The 14,311-nt window shown below is 68.9% G+C and carries 17 protein-coding genes; 4 read left to right on the forward strand and 13 right to left on the reverse strand.

The genetic code is table 11. From position 1 onward, the window contains the following. Nucleotides 1-114: 114 nt before the first annotated feature. Complete coding sequence (gene lpdA, locus ABZ382_RS19905; RefSeq protein WP_357090787.1) at nucleotides 115-1,518, forward strand: dihydrolipoyl dehydrogenase; 1,404 nt, start codon at nucleotides 115-117, stop codon at nucleotides 1,516-1,518. A 104-nt stretch (nucleotides 1,519-1,622) separates the two neighbouring features. Here the strand turns inward: lpdA and ABZ382_RS19910 are convergent, their stop codons facing one another. Continuing rightward, on the reverse strand, nucleotides 1,623-2,102 hold the full coding sequence (locus ABZ382_RS19910) for a nucleoside deaminase (RefSeq protein ID WP_357090789.1): 480 nt from the start codon (nucleotides 2,100-2,102) through the stop codon (nucleotides 1,623-1,625). Between the two features lie 8 nt (nucleotides 2,103-2,110). Then, a complete protein-coding gene (locus ABZ382_RS19915) occupies nucleotides 2,111-2,509 on the reverse strand; it encodes a helix-turn-helix domain-containing protein (RefSeq protein WP_357090790.1) in 399 nt (132 codons plus the stop codon). A gap of 109 nt (nucleotides 2,510-2,618) precedes the next feature. Here ABZ382_RS19915 and ABZ382_RS19920 point away from each other — a divergent pair, with 109 nt between their 5' ends. Next, nucleotides 2,619-3,470, forward strand: a complete 852-nt coding sequence (locus ABZ382_RS19920; protein WP_357090792.1) for an SDR family oxidoreductase — start codon at nucleotides 2,619-2,621, stop codon at nucleotides 3,468-3,470. 19 nt (nucleotides 3,471-3,489) lie between these two features. On the opposite strand, the gene ABZ382_RS19925 is transcribed toward ABZ382_RS19920, so the two are convergent. The 4 genes from ABZ382_RS19925 to ABZ382_RS19940 form a co-directional block, all read right to left on the reverse strand. Then, a complete protein-coding gene (locus ABZ382_RS19925) occupies nucleotides 3,490-3,996 on the reverse strand; it encodes a transglycosylase SLT domain-containing protein (RefSeq protein WP_357090794.1) in 507 nt (168 codons plus the stop codon). 137 nt (nucleotides 3,997-4,133) lie between these two features. Beyond that, entirely contained in the window at nucleotides 4,134-5,348 is a 1,215-nt protein-coding gene (locus ABZ382_RS19930; RefSeq protein ID WP_357090796.1) for an RNA polymerase sigma factor, read from the reverse strand. 29 nt (nucleotides 5,349-5,377) lie between these two features. Then, nucleotides 5,378-5,731: a YciI family protein gene (locus ABZ382_RS19935; protein ID WP_357090798.1), complete on the reverse strand. Its 354-nt coding sequence runs from the start codon at nucleotides 5,729-5,731 to the stop codon at nucleotides 5,378-5,380. An 82-nt stretch (nucleotides 5,732-5,813) separates the two neighbouring features. Then, on the reverse strand, nucleotides 5,814-6,191 hold the full coding sequence (locus tag ABZ382_RS19940) for a VOC family protein (protein ID WP_357090800.1): 378 nt from the start codon (nucleotides 6,189-6,191) through the stop codon (nucleotides 5,814-5,816). A gap of 124 nt (nucleotides 6,192-6,315) precedes the next feature. Between ABZ382_RS19940 and ABZ382_RS19945 the strand changes: the two genes are divergently transcribed. Next, a complete protein-coding gene (locus tag ABZ382_RS19945; protein WP_357090801.1) occupies nucleotides 6,316-7,095 on the forward strand; it encodes a TetR/AcrR family transcriptional regulator in 780 nt (259 codons plus the stop codon). 110 nt (nucleotides 7,096-7,205) lie between these two features. Continuing rightward, the gene (locus ABZ382_RS19950; protein WP_357090803.1) at nucleotides 7,206-7,862 is read left to right on the forward strand and encodes a GNAT family N-acetyltransferase; all 657 of its coding nucleotides are present in this window, start codon (nucleotides 7,206-7,208) and stop codon (nucleotides 7,860-7,862) included. Nucleotides 7,863-7,871: 9 nt separating this feature from the next. Here the strand turns inward: ABZ382_RS19950 and ABZ382_RS19955 are convergent, their stop codons facing one another. The 7 genes from ABZ382_RS19955 to urtA form a co-directional block, all read right to left on the reverse strand. Beyond that, nucleotides 7,872-8,411, reverse strand: a complete 540-nt coding sequence (locus ABZ382_RS19955; RefSeq protein ID WP_357090805.1) for a carboxymuconolactone decarboxylase family protein — start codon at nucleotides 8,409-8,411, stop codon at nucleotides 7,872-7,874. Nucleotides 8,412-8,524: 113 nt separating this feature from the next. After that, a complete protein-coding gene (locus ABZ382_RS19960) occupies nucleotides 8,525-9,271 on the reverse strand; it encodes a GntR family transcriptional regulator (RefSeq protein ID WP_357090807.1) in 747 nt (248 codons plus the stop codon). Between the two features lie 12 nt (nucleotides 9,272-9,283). Continuing rightward, complete coding sequence (urtE, locus tag ABZ382_RS19965; protein WP_357090809.1) at nucleotides 9,284-9,976, reverse strand: urea ABC transporter ATP-binding subunit UrtE; 693 nt, start codon at nucleotides 9,974-9,976, stop codon at nucleotides 9,284-9,286. After that, nucleotides 9,960-10,778, reverse strand: a complete 819-nt coding sequence (gene urtD, locus ABZ382_RS19970) for an urea ABC transporter ATP-binding protein UrtD (protein WP_357090811.1) — start codon at nucleotides 10,776-10,778, stop codon at nucleotides 9,960-9,962. Before urtD ends, urtE begins: the two co-directional genes overlap by 17 nt. After that, on the reverse strand, nucleotides 10,778-11,887 hold the full coding sequence (gene urtC, locus ABZ382_RS19975) for an urea ABC transporter permease subunit UrtC (protein ID WP_357090813.1): 1,110 nt from the start codon (nucleotides 11,885-11,887) through the stop codon (nucleotides 10,778-10,780). Before urtC ends, urtD begins: the two co-directional genes overlap by 1 nt. Then, the gene (urtB, locus tag ABZ382_RS19980; RefSeq protein WP_357090815.1) at nucleotides 11,884-12,771 is read right to left on the reverse strand and encodes an urea ABC transporter permease subunit UrtB; all 888 of its coding nucleotides are present in this window, start codon (nucleotides 12,769-12,771) and stop codon (nucleotides 11,884-11,886) included. The genes urtC and urtB overlap by 4 nt, the downstream gene beginning before the upstream one ends. Before the next feature lie 243 nt (nucleotides 12,772-13,014). Continuing rightward, nucleotides 13,015-14,289: an urea ABC transporter substrate-binding protein gene (gene urtA, locus ABZ382_RS19985; protein ID WP_357090817.1), complete on the reverse strand. Its 1,275-nt coding sequence runs from the start codon at nucleotides 14,287-14,289 to the stop codon at nucleotides 13,015-13,017. Nucleotides 14,290-14,311: the final 22 nt, after the last annotated feature.

Genomic DNA, 14,311 nt, shown 5'->3' on the forward strand with positions numbered 1-14,311 from the left:
CGAACTGATCGGTCGTTTCCGTGGTGTGGGCGTGACCGCTCTCACGTGGTCCCGGTCTCACCCGGGCGGGGGATGGCTGAGTGAGCACCCGGCAACAGGTCTAGTCTCGAAGCCGTGACTTCCCACTACGATGTCGTCGTTCTCGGCGCTGGTCCCGGCGGTTATGTCGCCGCGATTCGTGCCGCTCAACTCGGCCTGCGAACAGCGATCGTCGAGCAGAAATACTGGGGTGGCGTGTGCCTGAACGTGGGCTGCATTCCGTCCAAGGCACTGCTGCGCAACGCGGAGCTGGCTCATATCTTCACCAAGGAAGCGAAGACCTTCGGTATCTCGGGTAACGCGACCTTCGACTTCGGCGCGGCGTTCGACCGCAGCCGCAAGGTCGCGGACGGCCGGGTCAAGGGCGTCCACTTCCTGATGAAGAAGAACAAGATCGACGAGTTCGACGGGACGGGCACGTTCACCGGTCCGAAGTCGCTCTCGGTCGCGCTCACCAAGGGCGGCACCGAGGAGATCACGTACGACAACGTGATCATCGCGACCGGCACCGAGACCAAGCTGCTGCCGGGCACCTCGCTGTCCGCCAACGTGGTCACCTACGAGGAGCAGATCCTCACCCGCGACCTGCCGGGCTCCATCCTCATCGTGGGTGCGGGCGCCATCGGCATGGAGTTCGGCTACGTCCTCAAGAACTACGGCGTGGACGTGCGCATCGTCGAGTTCCTCGACCGCGCGCTGCCGAACGAGGACGCCGACGTCTCCAAGGAGATCACCAAGGCGTACAAGAAGCTCGGCATCACCATCACCACCGGTGCGGCCGTGCAGTCCATGGAAGACGACGGCTCCAAGGTCACCGTCGCCATCAAGGACAACAAGACCGGCGCCATCGAGACCGTCACCGTCGACAAGGTGCTGCAGGCCGTCGGCTTCGCGCCGCGCGTGCAGGGCTACGGCCTGGAGAACACCGGCGTCGCGCTCACCGACCGCGGCGCCATCGCCATCGACGACTACATGCGCACCAACGTCCCCGGCATCTACGCCATCGGTGACGTCACCGCCAAGCTGCAGCTCGCGCACGTCGCCGAGGCGCAGGGCGTGGTCGCCGCCGAGACCATCGCGGGCGCGGAGACCCAGGCGCTGGGCGACTACCGCATGATGCCGCGCGCCACCTTCTGCCAGCCGCAGGTCGCCTCCTTCGGCCTCACCGAGCAGCAGGCCAAGGACGAGGGCTACGACGTCAAGGTCGCCACCTTCCCGTTCACCGCGAACGGCAAGGCGCACGGCCTCGGCGACGCGCAGGGCTTCGTCAAGCTGATCTCCGACGCCAAGTACGGGGAACTGCTCGGCGGCCACATGATCGGCCCGGACGTCTCCGAGCTGCTGCCGGAACTGACCCTGGCCCAGAAGTGGGACCTCACGGTCAACGAAGTGGCGCGCAACGTCCACACCCACCCGACCCTGTCGGAAGCGATCCAGGAAGCGATCCACGGCCTCGCCGGCCACATGATCAACTTCTGACTCCGGGGGTCTCAGGGGCTTCGCCCCCGAACCCCCTCGAGATTCCGCCAGACGGCCTGATGCCGGCGTAAATCGCTGGCATCAGGCCGTTTTCGTCGGTGCGGTCAGTTCGCGAGGTGCAGGCGGCGGTGCAGGGCGTAGACGCGGTCGGTGAGTTCCGGGAAGGGGCCGGAGACGGGGATGGAGGGGGCCACGTCCTGGATGGCGAGGGGGCGGATCGGGCCCGCGGGGACGCCGAACTCGGTGAGCCACTCGGTGAGCTGGGCGGTGGAGGCGGCGTAGACGATCGGGCCCAGGCCGACCCAGGCGTGGGCGGCCGAGCACATGGCGCAGTGTTCGCCGGAGGTGTAGACGGTGGCGGTGGCGCGCTGCTCGGGGGTGAGGTGGTCGGCGGCCCAGCGGGCCAGCTCGAATTCGGGGTGGCGGGTGGCGTCGCCGCCGGAGACCCGGTTGCGGTCCTCGGCCAGGACCTTGCCGTCCGCGTCGACCAGCAGGGATCCGAACGGCTCGTCGCCGGCGTCGAGGGCCTCGGCGGCCAGTTCCACGCAGCGTTCGAGGTAGTGCAGATCGGTGTCGGCGGACATGCGGCTCCTTACGGGCGGTGGTAGGCGGACTGGGCCGCTTCGATGGTCGCGATATTGGATTCGAGGATGTCGATCAGCCCGACCAGTTGGTCGGCGACCCGTTCGCCCAGGTCGGTGAGGGTGTACTCGACGACCGGCGGAATGGACTGCTGGACTTCGCGATGGACCATGCCGTCGCGTTCCAGGGTCTGCAGGGTCTGGGAGAGCATGCGCTCGGAGATGCCGTCGACCCGGCGGCGCAGCGCCGAGAAGCGGTAGGGGCCCTCGCGCAGAGCGGCCAGGGCGAGTACGCCCCAGCGGCTGGCGACGTCCTGCAGGACCGGGCGGGAGGCGCAGTTGCGGGCGAAGACGTCGGCTTCCAGGGTCGGGTCGTCCGCGAAGGACTGGTCGGAAGGCCGGGCGTTCATGAGATTCAGGTTACCTGTCATTCGGGTAGCGGTTCAGGAATAGCATGTGCTTACTATTAGTTAGTACATGTCGAGCGTGTAGTTCATTCCATCGAACCTGGAGGTAGTCATGACCGTCGCAGTCACCGGAGCCAGTGGTCAGCTGGGTCGCCTGGTCGTCGAGGCGCTGCTGAAGGACGGGTCGCAGCCCGTCGTCGCCGTCGTCCGCGATCCCGCCAAGGTGGCCGACCTGGCCGAGCGCGGCGTCGAGGTGCGGGTCGCGAGCTTCGATGATCCGGACGCGCTGGAACGCGCCTTCCAGGGCGTGGACCGGGTGCTGCTGGTCTCCGGCAACGAGTTCGGCAAGCGCGTCGCCCAGCACACCAATGTGCTGCGCGCCGCCGAGGCCGCGGGCGTGAAACTGCTGGCCTACACCAGCATTCCGCGGGCCGACCGCAATCCGCTGATCCTCGCCCAGGAGCACATCGGCACCGAGGCGGTGCTGGCCGGGGCGGGCATCCCGACCACCCTGCTGCGCAACGGCTGGTACTGGGAGAACTACGCGGGCGGTCTGGGCCACGCCGTCGCGAGCGGTGTGCTGCACGGCGCGGCCGGGGACGGCAAGGTATCCGGCGCGGCGCGGGCCGACTACGCCGAGGCGGCCGCCCGGGTGCTCACCACCGACGGGCACGAGGGCAAGGTCTACGAGCTCGGCGGCGACGAGACCCTCTCGTACGCCGAACTGGCGCAGGTGATCTCGGAGGTCTCCGGCACGCCGGTGCGTTACGAGGATCTGCCGCAGCAGGATTACGCGGCCGCGCTGCAAGGCGCGGGCCTGGACGCCGGATACGCGGCGGTGCTGGCCGACGCCGACGCCGGGATCGCGGGCGGCGTCCTGGCCGTCGACTCCGGCGACCTGCAGCGGCTGCTGGGCCGTCCGACCACCCCGGTGGCCGAGGTGTTCCGGGCGGCGCTGCGCTGATCGAGCGGACCGGGCAGGCTCAGTACCAGTTGTGGGCCTGCCAGAACGCCCACGCGTTGTTCGGGCTGCCGTAGCGTTCGACCATGTAGCGGTAGGCCCAGCGCAATTGGGTGAGCGGGTTGAACATCCAGTCCGGGCCCTCGCTGAACATCTTGTGCGCGGGGAGGGCCTGGGGCAGCCCGTACGCGCCCGAGGTCGGGTTGATCGCGAACACCTGCCAGTCGCTCTCGCGGGTGATGATGTGGTTGAACGAATCCCACTGGTCGAACGGGACCATGAAGCGGGACATGGTCTGCAGGGCGGGCTTCGAATAGCGCTGGGCCGAGCCGACCAGTTGCAGTAGTGAGGCCGGATCGATGGGAAGCGCGACCGGGACGCCGGTGGCGGAGACGGGGTTGGCGATCTCGGTGCGGGCGTCGGCGTGTGTGATGCCGACCGTCAAGGGCGCGATGGCCGCCGCCAGCAGTCCGAGTACCACGACTCGGATCGGGCGCCGGCGGGCGGTGTCATTGAGAGAAGCGGGCAACGCCTGGTCCTTCCGTGTCGTTCACGAAAAAACAGACCCCATCTGTCTTCCAATCAGAAACCGACCGTACGCCCCCGAACTTCGGTGTCCGGGTGAGCGACACGCGGGGAACTGCCTGATCAGCGCTGACTCGCTGGTCAGCGCGCCCGCTCGCGCAGCAGTTCGCGCTCGCTGTCATTGGCGGTGAGTTCGGCCGCGCGCTCGAAGGCCGCCCGCGCCTCGGCGGTCCGGCCCAGCCGTTCCAGCAGATCCCCGCGCACCGCGTGCAGCAGGTGATAGCCGTCCAGATCCGCTGCGACCGCGTCGATCAACTCCAAGCCCGCCGCGGGCCCGTGTACCATCGCCACCGCCACCGCGCGGTTCAACTCTACGACCGGTGACGGAAATCGTTGCGCGAGAACGGCATACAGTCCGGCGATACGCCGCCAATCGGTGTCGGCGGCGGCCGGGGTCACCGCGTGCACCGAGGCGATGGCGGCTTGCAGGGCGTAGCGGCCGGGCGGGAGCTCCCGCGTCCGGTTCAGGGTGTGGGCGCGGGCCAGGGCGGCGAGCCCACGTTCGATGTACAGGCGGTTCCAGCGGGAACGGTCCTGATCGGGGAGCAGGATCGGGCCGCCGCCGGGATCGCTGCGAGCCGTGGTGCGCGAGGCCTGCAATTCCAGCAGGGCCGTCAGGCCGTGCGCCTCCGGCTCCTCGGGCAGCAGTCCGGTGAGGATGCGGGCCAGGCGCAGCGCCTCCTCGCAGAGTTCGGCGCGCACCCAGCGTTCGCCGGAGGTCGCCGCGTAGCCCTCGTTGAAGATCAGGTAGATCACTTCGAGCACCGAGTCCAGCCGCGCGGTCAGCTCCGCGCCCTCGGGTACCTCGAACGGGATGCTCTTCGAGGCGATGGTGCGTTTGGCGCGCACGATCCGTTGCGCCACCGTCGATTCCGGGACCAGATAGGCGCGCGCGATCTCGGTGGTGGTCAGGCCGCCCACCATGCGCAGGGTGAGCGCCGCCCGCGCCGGGGGTGTGAGCACCGGGTGGCAGGCGGTGAAGATCATGCGCAGCAGGTCGTCGGCGATCACCGGGTCCGGTTCGCCCACCGGCGCTTCCGCGGTGATCGTCTCCCGGCCCAGCAGTTCCAGCTTCCGGGCGAAGTTCGCGTCGCGCCGGATGCGGTCCACCGCGCGGTGTTTGGCGGTGAGCATGAGCCAGCCGCCGGGGTTCGGCGGGACGCCCGCGGACGGCCACTGTTCCAGTGCCGCCACGTGGGCGTCCTGCGCGAGTTCCTCGGCGGTGGCGATGTCCCCGACCAGGCGGGTCAAGCCCGCCACCAGCCGCGGCCATTCGATGCGCCAGGCCGCTTCCACGGCCCGGCGCGCCCGCTCCTCGTGCGGAGTCAGTGCTGGCCTTCCAGCTGCCGCACCTCGACCTCGATCTCCCATTCCGGTCCGTGCACGCGCAGGAACCGGGAGGCCCATTCGGCGGCCTCCTCGTTGGAGCGGGTCTGCAGCAGCAGATAGCCGCCGATGATCTCCTTGGATTCGGTGAACGGACCGTCCATCACGGTCTGCGTGCCGCCGGACTGCCGGATCCGGGCGCCCTCCTCGGGTGGGCGCAGGCCCGCGGTGTCGAGCAGCACGCCCGCCTTGGTCATCTCCTCGATGATCTCGTTGACCCGCGCGATCAGGTCGTCGCCGGGACCGTCGGGGGCCTGGGCGGGGTCCAGGCGAATCAGCACCAGGTGTCGCATAGTCGAATCCTCCTTCGTGTGGGGATCGTGGTTCGACCCTCGCCTACTCCTCGAACGGGGCGGGGCGGAATCGACATCCGGCTCAGACCCACTGCACCAACTGGATGACGATGCCGTTGGGGTCCAGCGCCTGGAAGTAGCGCTCACCCCACGGCTCGGTCTCGATGGGCGTCACGATCGGCACGCCCTCGCCCTGCACGCGAGCGTATTCGGCATCGATGTCATCCACCACGAAGACCACGAGCAGGCCCTGACCGGCGCTGCCCGCGATGCGGTCCGGCTTGAAGCTGCCCAGGCCGGTGCGCAGGTAGATGACGTCGAAGCCGGCGTCGGGCCGGGTCAGGTTGACGAAGCCGTCGGCCGACATCTTCTCGGTGAAGCCGAAGTGGTCGATGAGGAATTTGGCGGAGGCGGTCTCGTCGGGCACGTTCAGGGAGATCGCGGATGCGGTGACGTTCAAGGGTCCTCCTAGGTGGTGCCGGTAAACTCTGTACTAAGTACGCTGTACTTTGTACGTAAATTCCCGACAGGGTGCAAAGTGATGACCGTCACATGGATACGATCGGCGGCGGAGGTGACGCGACATGGCCGCGAAAAGCGGGGAGCGCAGCAGCGCGGGAGACCCGGTGCGAACCCTGGAACTGCTCTGGCGCGAGCCCGGATCCGGCGGGTCGGCGCGTGGGCCCAAACAGCGCACCACCGTGGACGCCGTCGTGGCGGCCGCGCTCGGGATCGCCGATACCCAGGGTCTGGCCGCGCTGACCATGCGCTCGGTCGCGGCCGCGCTCGGCATCACGCCCATGGCCACCTACACCTATGTCCCCGGCAAGGCGGAACTGCTGGATCTCATGCTCGACACGGTCTATCAGCGCATGGAGCGCCACGACCTGAGCGGAATGGGCTGGCGGGAGCGGGTTTCCACGATCGCCGCCGAGAACCGAGCCATGCTCGCGGCGCACCCGTGGGTGGCGTACCTGCCCACCACGCGCCCGCCGCTGGGGCCGGGCGTGGCCGCCAAGTACGACCACGAACTGCGGGCCTTCGACGGCCTCGGCCTCGGCGACCTCGACATGGATGCGGCGCTCACCTACGTGCTGGGGTTCGTGACCTCCACCGCGCAGCTCGCGATCGATACCGCCGGGGCGGCCGCGGAAAGCGGGCAATCCGACCATGATTGGTGGGAGCGCGCGGCCCCGCTGCTGGCCCGGGTGTTCGACGCGGAGCGCTACCCCTTGGCGGCGCGGGTCGGCGAGGCGGCCGGACAGGCGCACGACAGCGCCTACAGCGCGGACCACGCCTACGAATTCGGTCTCGCTCGGGTCCTCGACGGGCTGGCGGGCCTGATCGAGCGCCCCGAACGCTGATCGGGAACCCCCGGGCGCGCCTGTCTCTTACGCGAACCTGGCACAGACCGACCGGCACGGTGGTCTCAATTCGGCAGCACGGAGCGGCGGGTGGCGGCAGAATTTCAGCTATGCCCCGATCGGCCCCGGCAGTCGTTGCCGCCGAAACCTTCACCAGGGCAGTGCAGCCGGTGCTTCCCGTGGGGGAGGGACTGGTGCTGCGGCCGTGGCTGCGGCGCGACGGCCCCGAGGTGTACGCGGCATTCCAGGATCCGGCTATCGCCCGCTGGCACGTGCGCACCGCCGACACCGTGGAGGAGGTCGGCGACTGGGTGGACTCGTGGGCGCGGTCGTGGAGCAGTGGCGCGGCGGCGAATTGGGCGGTGGCGGACAGCCGCAGCGGCCGCCTGATGGGCCGCGCCTCACTGCATCACATGGAGCTGTGGCACGGCGAGGCGGAGGTCGCGTACTGGGTGATCCCGGCGGCCCGCGGTCGCGGCATCGCGCCGCGGGCGGTGGAGGCGCTGGTCGGCTGGGCCTTCGCGGTGGCCGGATTCCACCGCCTCGAATTACGCCATTCCGTGCACAACGCCCAATCCTGCCGGGTGGCCTGCAAATCCGGCTTCATCCTCGAGGGCATCAATCGTAGCGCGGGCCTGCACACCGACGGTTGGCACGATATGCACCTGCACGCCCGCGTCCAGCCCGCCCGCCCCGCCGAACCGGTCTTCCCGCGCGACGTCCCGTACGAGGCCGCCACCCAGCCGGTCTTCCGCCTGCGCCGCTAGGGCTTCCGGTCAGTGGTCGGTCTCGATGCGCAGCGCGGTGATGGTGCTGGCCAGGCCCTCGTACTGATTGGTGAGCAGCACGATCTCGATGAGCCGCTGCTCGTCGTAATGCGCGGCCAGCGCCTGCCAGGTGGCGTCGTCGAGATCGCGGGTGGTGACCAGCTGATCGACGGCGGTGAGCAGGGCGCGTTCCTTATCGGTCCAGCCCGCGGCGGCGGGCCCTTCGCGCAGCCGGTCCAGGATCTCGGGGGTGACGCCCGCGCGCCGTCCCAGCCGGATGTGATGGTCGGTCTCGTATTCGCATTCGCGCAGGTGCGCGACGCGGAGAATGACCAGTTCGGATTCGTAGCGCCGCAGTTTGCCGCCGGGCATGAGCCGGCCCGAGAAGTGCAGCCAGCCGCGGAACAGGCCGCCGGTGCGGCCGAGCGTGCTGAACAGGTGGGCGTCGTCCGTCCCGGCGGCGCGGGAAAGCGCCTGCCAGACAACCCAGTTGACCGGTCCGAGCTCCCGCAGACGGCCGGGAGCGATGCGTGGCTTCGTCGACACCATGGGTCCAGTCAACACCCTGTCTGGGCCACCCGCCAGACCGTGGCGGCCGGAGTCGTCGCCGCGGGGGCCGAGCCCGCGCTCCGACCGGGCGGCGAAGCCGGTGCGGGAGCGCGTTACTCGCGGACCGCGCGGGCGAGCCGGGTCAGTTCCAGGGCGCGGCGAGCGCGGGTCAGCACGTGCGCGCGGGAGCTGGCCAGATGCGCCAGCAGGGCGCGCAGGGCGGCGTCGAGATCAGCGGCGAGCAGGTGTTCGGCGATGGCGATGTGGTCCTCGGCCATGGCGGCGATGCGGCCGGGGGTCGGGATGTCGAGGGCGCGGACCGGACGGACGCGGGCCTGCACGGCCGAGAGCGCGTCGGCGAGCGCGGAATTGCCCGCGGCCTGCAGCAGCGTGGTGTGGAAGCGTTCGTCGGCGGCGATGAGTTCCGCGTCGGGTGCGGGCGGGTGGTCGCGCAGGTCGCGCCAGAATTCGAGTTCGCGACGGACCTCGGCCATGACCGAGGGCGTGCGGGTGGTGTCGGGGAGCGGGGCGGAGGCCAGCGAGTCCGGGAGTCCGGCCGCGGTGGTCTGTAGCCGCTGAATTCCCCTGGCCTCCAGCACGATCCGGAGTTCGTACAGATCGCCCAGATCGTCCACCCGCGGCCGGTACGGGTACAGGCCGTCGGTGTGGCGTTCCAGCAGACCGTCGGACAGCAGCCGGGCCAGCGCCTCCCGGACCGGGGTGCGGGAGACGCCGTACGCCTCGGCGAGACGTTCCTCGCCGAGCCGCTCGGTCGGCACCAGTACCCCGGCCGCGAGATCCTGCTGGAGCGCGCGGTAGACCCGCTCCGACAACGGAATGCGCCCCCTGCGCGCGTTCACGCCGCTGTCCGATCAGATCGCCATGGCCAGGCGCACCGCGGATTCCGCGCCCGCGCCGCCCTCCCCGGAGGACGTGACGCGGCCCGAGCGCAGTACGTAGAACTGCTGCGCGGCCTGCAGGGCGAAACCGATGTGCTGTTCCACCAGCAGCACGCTCAGGCCGCCGCGGGCGGTGAGATCGATGATGGTGCGCTCGATCTCGGCGACCACCGACGGCTGGATGCCCTCGGTCGGCTCGTCCAGGATCAGCAGTTTCGGTTCGGTGATGAGGGCGCGGGCGATGGCCAGCTGCTGGCGTTGACCGCCGGAGAGCAGTCCGGCCTTGCGGGTCAGCAGTTCCCGCAACGCCGGGAACAGGTCCAGGGCTTCGGCGATGAGTTCCTTGCCCTTGGCCCGGCCGTCGGCCACCACCTGCAGGTTCTCCATTGTGGACAGTTGTGGAAAACTCTGCTGCCCCTGCGGGACGTAGGCGAGACCGCGTTTCACCCGGCGCGACGGCGACAGGCCGGTGATGTCCTCGCCGTCGAAGCGGATGCGCCCGGACTTGGCGGGCAGCAGCCCGACCGCCGCGCGCAGCAGCGAGGTCTTCCCGGCGCCGTTGTGGCCCATGATGGCGGCGACGCCGTTCGCCGGAACCGTCAGGGACACACCGTGGATCACCTCGGTCCGGCCGTAGCCGGTGTGTAGGTCAACGAGTTCCAGCATCGGCGGCCTCCTTCGCGTCGGTGGCGGGTTCGGGGTCGGATTCCGGGTCGGCGGTGGGCGGCAGTTCGCCGGCCGCGGCGGTGCCGAGGTAGACCTCCTGCACCTTCGGGTCGGCCTGCACGGCTTCGACGCTGCCCTCGCTGAGCACGCGCCCGCCGGCCAGCACCGTCACCGAGTCGGCGAAGGCGCGCATGAAGTCCATGTCGTGTTCGACGACGATGACCACGCGTTCCTTGCCGATGCGGCGCAACAGGTTTCCGGTCTCCTCGCGTTCCTCGGCGCTCATGCCCGCGACGGGCTCGTCGAGCAGCAGCACCGACGCGTTCTGCACCAGCAGCATGCCGATCTCGAGCCACTGCTTCTGCCCGTGCGCGAGCACCCCGGCGGGTTGGTCGCGCAGGCCGGTGAGGCCGATGGTCTCGAGCGCCTCCTCGATGGCGGGCAGTACGCCCTTGCGGCGGCGCAGCAGGGTGAGCGCCGAACGGCCCGCGCCCGCGGCGATGTCGAGGTTCTGCAGCACGGTGAGCTGCTCGAACACGCTCGCGGTCTGGAAGGTGCGGCCCACGCCGAGGCGGGCGATCTGGTGCACCTTGCGGCCGATCAGTTCGGTGCCGCTCTTGCGGGCCGATCCGGTGGCGGGGGTGAGGCCGGTCATGGCGTCGATCAGGGTGGTCTTGCCCGCGCCATTGGGCCCGATGAGGAAGCGCAGGTCGCCGGAGACGACGGTGAGGTCGACCTCGGAGACGGCCTTGAACCCGTCGAAGCTGACCGACAGCTTGCTGACTTCGAGATACTCGCCCATCAGGCTTCCACCGCCGCCTCGATCGGTGCCGCCGGCTTGGCGGCGGTCCGCACCCGCTGGAGCAATTGCTTTGCCATGGGCCCGAATCCGGCGAGCCCGGCCGGAATGAAACCGACCACCACGATGAACAGCGCACCCTGGAAGTAGGTCCACGCCGAGGGGAAGTTCTCCGAGAACGTGGTCTGTGCCCAGGCCACGCCGATCGCGCCCAGCACCGGCCCGAGCAGGGTGGTGCGGCCGCCGATGGCGACGCCGATCAGGAACGCGATGGACGGGACCACGCCGATGTCGGCGGGGGAGATGATCCCGACGATCGGGGTGAACAGCGCGCCCGCGATACCCGCGAAGAACGCGGCCACGACATAGGCGACGATCTTGATATTGGCCGGGTCGTAGCCCAGGAAGCGGACCCGCTCCTCCTGATCGCGCACCGCGACGAGGAGTTCGCCGTACCGGCTGCGCATCAGCTGACGCGCCACCGCCACCACCACGAGCAGGGTGCCCGCCGCGATGAAGAACAGCATGCGCCGGTTCACCGGATCGTCCAGGCGGAAACCGAAGAACGACCGGAAGTCGCTGAGCCCGGTGAAACCGCCGATGGTCTGCTGCCCGGTGAGCAGGATCGCCAGCGCCGCGGCCAGCGCCTGACTCAGGATGGCGAAGTACGCGCCCTTGACCCGGCGCTTGAACACGCCGAAACCGAGCACCGCGGCCATGGCGGCCGGGAGCACCAGAATGGCCAGGATCGCCACCGGCGCGGACTCGAAAGGCCGCCAGTACGACGGCAGTTCGGGCACGCCCGCGATGACCATGAACTCCGGCACGTCCTCGTGCGCCTTGGCGGCGTCGGCCATCTGCAGGTGCATGGCCATGATGTACGCGCCCAGCCCGAAGAACACGCCCTGGCCGAGGGTGAGCATGCCGCCGCGGCCCCACGCCAGGCCGATGCCGACCGCGACGATGGCGAAGCACAGGAACTTGGCGAGCAGGCTCAGCCGGAAATCGCTGAGCAGCGCGGGCGCGAGCCCGAACAGGACGATGGCGGCGATGGCGAAGCCGCCCAGGGCTTTCAGCGAAGAGTTGGCGCTCAGGCGCTGGATGGTTGTCATGCCAGACTCCTCGTCCGGACGGTGAACAGACCCTGCGGGCGGACCTGCAGGAAGATCACGACCACGATGAAGACGATCACCTTGGCGACCGTCGCCGTGGTCGAGTACTCGATGAACGAATTCAGCAGCCCCATACCGAAGGCCGCGATCACGGTGCCCTTGATCTGTCCCAGGCCGCCGATCACGACCACCAGGAACGCGTCCACCAGATACGACTGCCCGATGGTGGGGCTGGTGGAGCCGATCAGGGTCAGGGCGACACCGGCCACGGCAGCCAGTCCCGACCCGATGAAGAACGTGCTGACGTCGGTGAGACGGGAAGAGACGCCGGAGGTTTCGGCCAGGCTGCGGTTCTGCACCACCGCCCGGATACGCCGGCCCAGCGGGGTCGTCTTGAGCGCGGTGGCCAGCGCGATCACCGCCACCACGGCCAGCACCATGATGAAGATGCGGGTCTTGGGCACCACGGTGCCCGCGATCCCGATGCCGCCGGTCAGCCAGTCGGGCGCCACCACGTTCTTGGCGGGGGCGCCGAAGATGTCGCGCACCGCCTGCTGCAACACCAGTCCGACACCGAAGGTGACCAGCAGGGTGTCGAGCGGGCGGTCGTACATCCAGCGGATGAGCCCCATCTCCAGCGCGGCGCCCAGCAGGCCGCCGACCAGGAAACCGACGAACAGCGACACGATCAGCGCCACCCCCGTCGCCGAGATCAATTGCTCCACGACGTAAGTGGTGTAACACCCGGCCATGATGAATTCGCCGTGCGCCATATTGATGACGCCCATCTGACCGAAGGTCAAGGACAGGCCCAGCGCGGCGAGCAGCAGGATCGAGCCCAGGCTCAGACCCGTGAACAGCTGTCCGACAGCGACTGAGTTCATTTTGCCCTCCGCTTCGCTCCGGGCGGGTTCGCGGCCCTGGAGGTCTCGTTCTTCCCTCTCTCCGCTCCTCCGCTTCGCTCCCCCGCTCCGTTCAGTCCAGAACGAGACGGGCCGCGAACCATCGGGGTGGTGCACAGGGATTGTTCGTCGATGTCATTCATCGTGATCAGCTTCTTGGTTGATCGCCGTACGGCTGGTGCGGTATTCAGCCGCACCAGCCGCCCCTCATCGGCGATAGCCGAATTACTTGAGGCCCTTGGCCCAGTCGTAGTTCTTCAGGTACGGGTCCGGCTGGATGGCCTTGCCCGAGTCCCACACGGTGTAGATGAGCCCGTCGGGGTGGATCTCGCCGATGCGGGCGGTCTTGGTGATGTGGTGGTTGGAGCCGTCGATGGTGACGGTGCCCTCCGGGGCGTCGAAGCTGACGCCGTCGGCGGCCTTCTGAATGTCGGCCACGGCGAACGACTTCGCCTTCTCGACGGTCGCCTTCCACAGGAAGACCGAGGTGTAGGCGGCCTCCATCGGGTCGGAGGTGGGCTTGCCGGCGCCGTAGGCGGCCTTGTACGCCGACACGAACGCCTTGTTCTGCGGGGTGTCGACGGTCTGGTAGTAGTTCCAGGCGGTCAGCTGGCCCGCGACGTTCTGCACGCCGACGCCGCCGACCTCCTCCTCGGCGATGGACACCGAGACCACCGGCATCTCGGCGGCCTTCAGGCCCGCGTTCGCGTACTCGCGGAAGAAGGCCACATTGGAGTCGCCGTTGAGGGTGTTGAACACCGCGCCCGCCTTGGCGCTGCGCACCTTGTTGACGATTGTGGAGAAATCGGTGGAGCCCAGCGGCGCGTAGTCCTCGCCCTTGATCTCGATGCCGTTGGCCTTGGCGTAGGCCTTGATCTCCCGGTTGGCGGTCTGCGGGAAGACGTAGTCCGAGCCCACCAGGTAGAGGGAGGTGACGCCCTTCTGCTTCAGGTAGTCCAGCGCGGGGATGATCTGCTGGTTGGTGGTGGCGCCGGTGTAGAAGATGTTCTTCGAGTCCTCGAGGCCCTCGTACTGAACCGGGTAGTAGAGCAGCGAGTTCAGCGATTCGAACTTGGGCTTCATGGCCTTGCGGGACGCGGAGGTCCAGCCGCCGAACACCGCGGCGACACAGTCGGAGCTGACCAGCTTCTCGGCCTTCTCGGCGAAGGTCTTCGGGTCCGACGCGCCGTCCTCGAGCACCACCTCGATCTTCTTGCCGAGCACACCGCCCGCCGCGTTGATCTGATCCACCGCCAGCTTGGTGGCATTGGCGACGGTGACCTCACTGATCGCCATGGTGCCGGTCAGCGAGTGCAGCGAACCGATCTTGATGGTGTCCTTCGAGGTGTCCACGCAGGACTTGGCATTGGATCCGGACGCGGTGTCGCTGTCACGCGATCCACAACCGGCGACCATGACGGCGGACAGCGCCAACGCGGTCGGAATGGTGATCGCCTTCATCAGGCGGGAAGCCCTGTCCCGGCGGGAAGAGTCGTGCATGGGGCGGATCCTTCGGTTCACG

The sequence above is a fragment of the Nocardia sp. NPDC005825 genome (genome assembly GCF_040630175.1).
Classification (GTDB): Bacteria; Actinomycetota; Actinomycetes; order Mycobacteriales; family Mycobacteriaceae; genus Nocardia.

Bases quoted from the DNA above. Each gene is read 5' to 3' on its own strand.
- urtB (WP_357090815.1), bottom strand. From the start codon at position 12,771: ATGAACTCAGTCGCTGTCGGACAGCTGTTCACGGGTCTGAGCCTGGGC.
- ABZ382_RS19955 (WP_357090805.1), bottom strand. From the start codon at position 8,411: ATGGTGTCGACGAAGCCACGCATCGCTCCCGGCCGTCTGCGGGAGCTC.
- ABZ382_RS19920 (WP_357090792.1), top strand. From the start codon at position 2,619: ATGACCGTCGCAGTCACCGGAGCCAGTGGTCAGCTGGGTCGCCTGGTC.
- urtC (WP_357090813.1), bottom strand. From the start codon at position 11,887: ATGACAACCATCCAGCGCCTGAGCGCCAACTCTTCGCTGAAAGCCCTG.
- ABZ382_RS19950 (WP_357090803.1), top strand. From the start codon at position 7,206: ATGCCCCGATCGGCCCCGGCAGTCGTTGCCGCCGAAACCTTCACCAGG.
- ABZ382_RS19910 (WP_357090789.1), bottom strand. From the start codon at position 2,102: ATGTCCGCCGACACCGATCTGCACTACCTCGAACGCTGCGTGGAACTG.
- ABZ382_RS19945 (WP_357090801.1), top strand. From the start codon at position 6,316: ATGGCCGCGAAAAGCGGGGAGCGCAGCAGCGCGGGAGACCCGGTGCGA.
- ABZ382_RS19915 (WP_357090790.1), bottom strand. From the start codon at position 2,509: ATGAACGCCCGGCCTTCCGACCAGTCCTTCGCGGACGACCCGACCCTG.
- urtA (WP_357090817.1), bottom strand. From the start codon at position 14,289: ATGCACGACTCTTCCCGCCGGGACAGGGCTTCCCGCCTGATGAAGGCG.
- urtD (WP_357090811.1), bottom strand. From the start codon at position 10,778: ATGGGCGAGTATCTCGAAGTCAGCAAGCTGTCGGTCAGCTTCGACGGG.
- urtE (WP_357090809.1), bottom strand. From the start codon at position 9,976: ATGCTGGAACTCGTTGACCTACACACCGGCTACGGCCGGACCGAGGTG.
- ABZ382_RS19935 (WP_357090798.1), bottom strand. From the start codon at position 5,731: ATGCGACACCTGGTGCTGATTCGCCTGGACCCCGCCCAGGCCCCCGAC.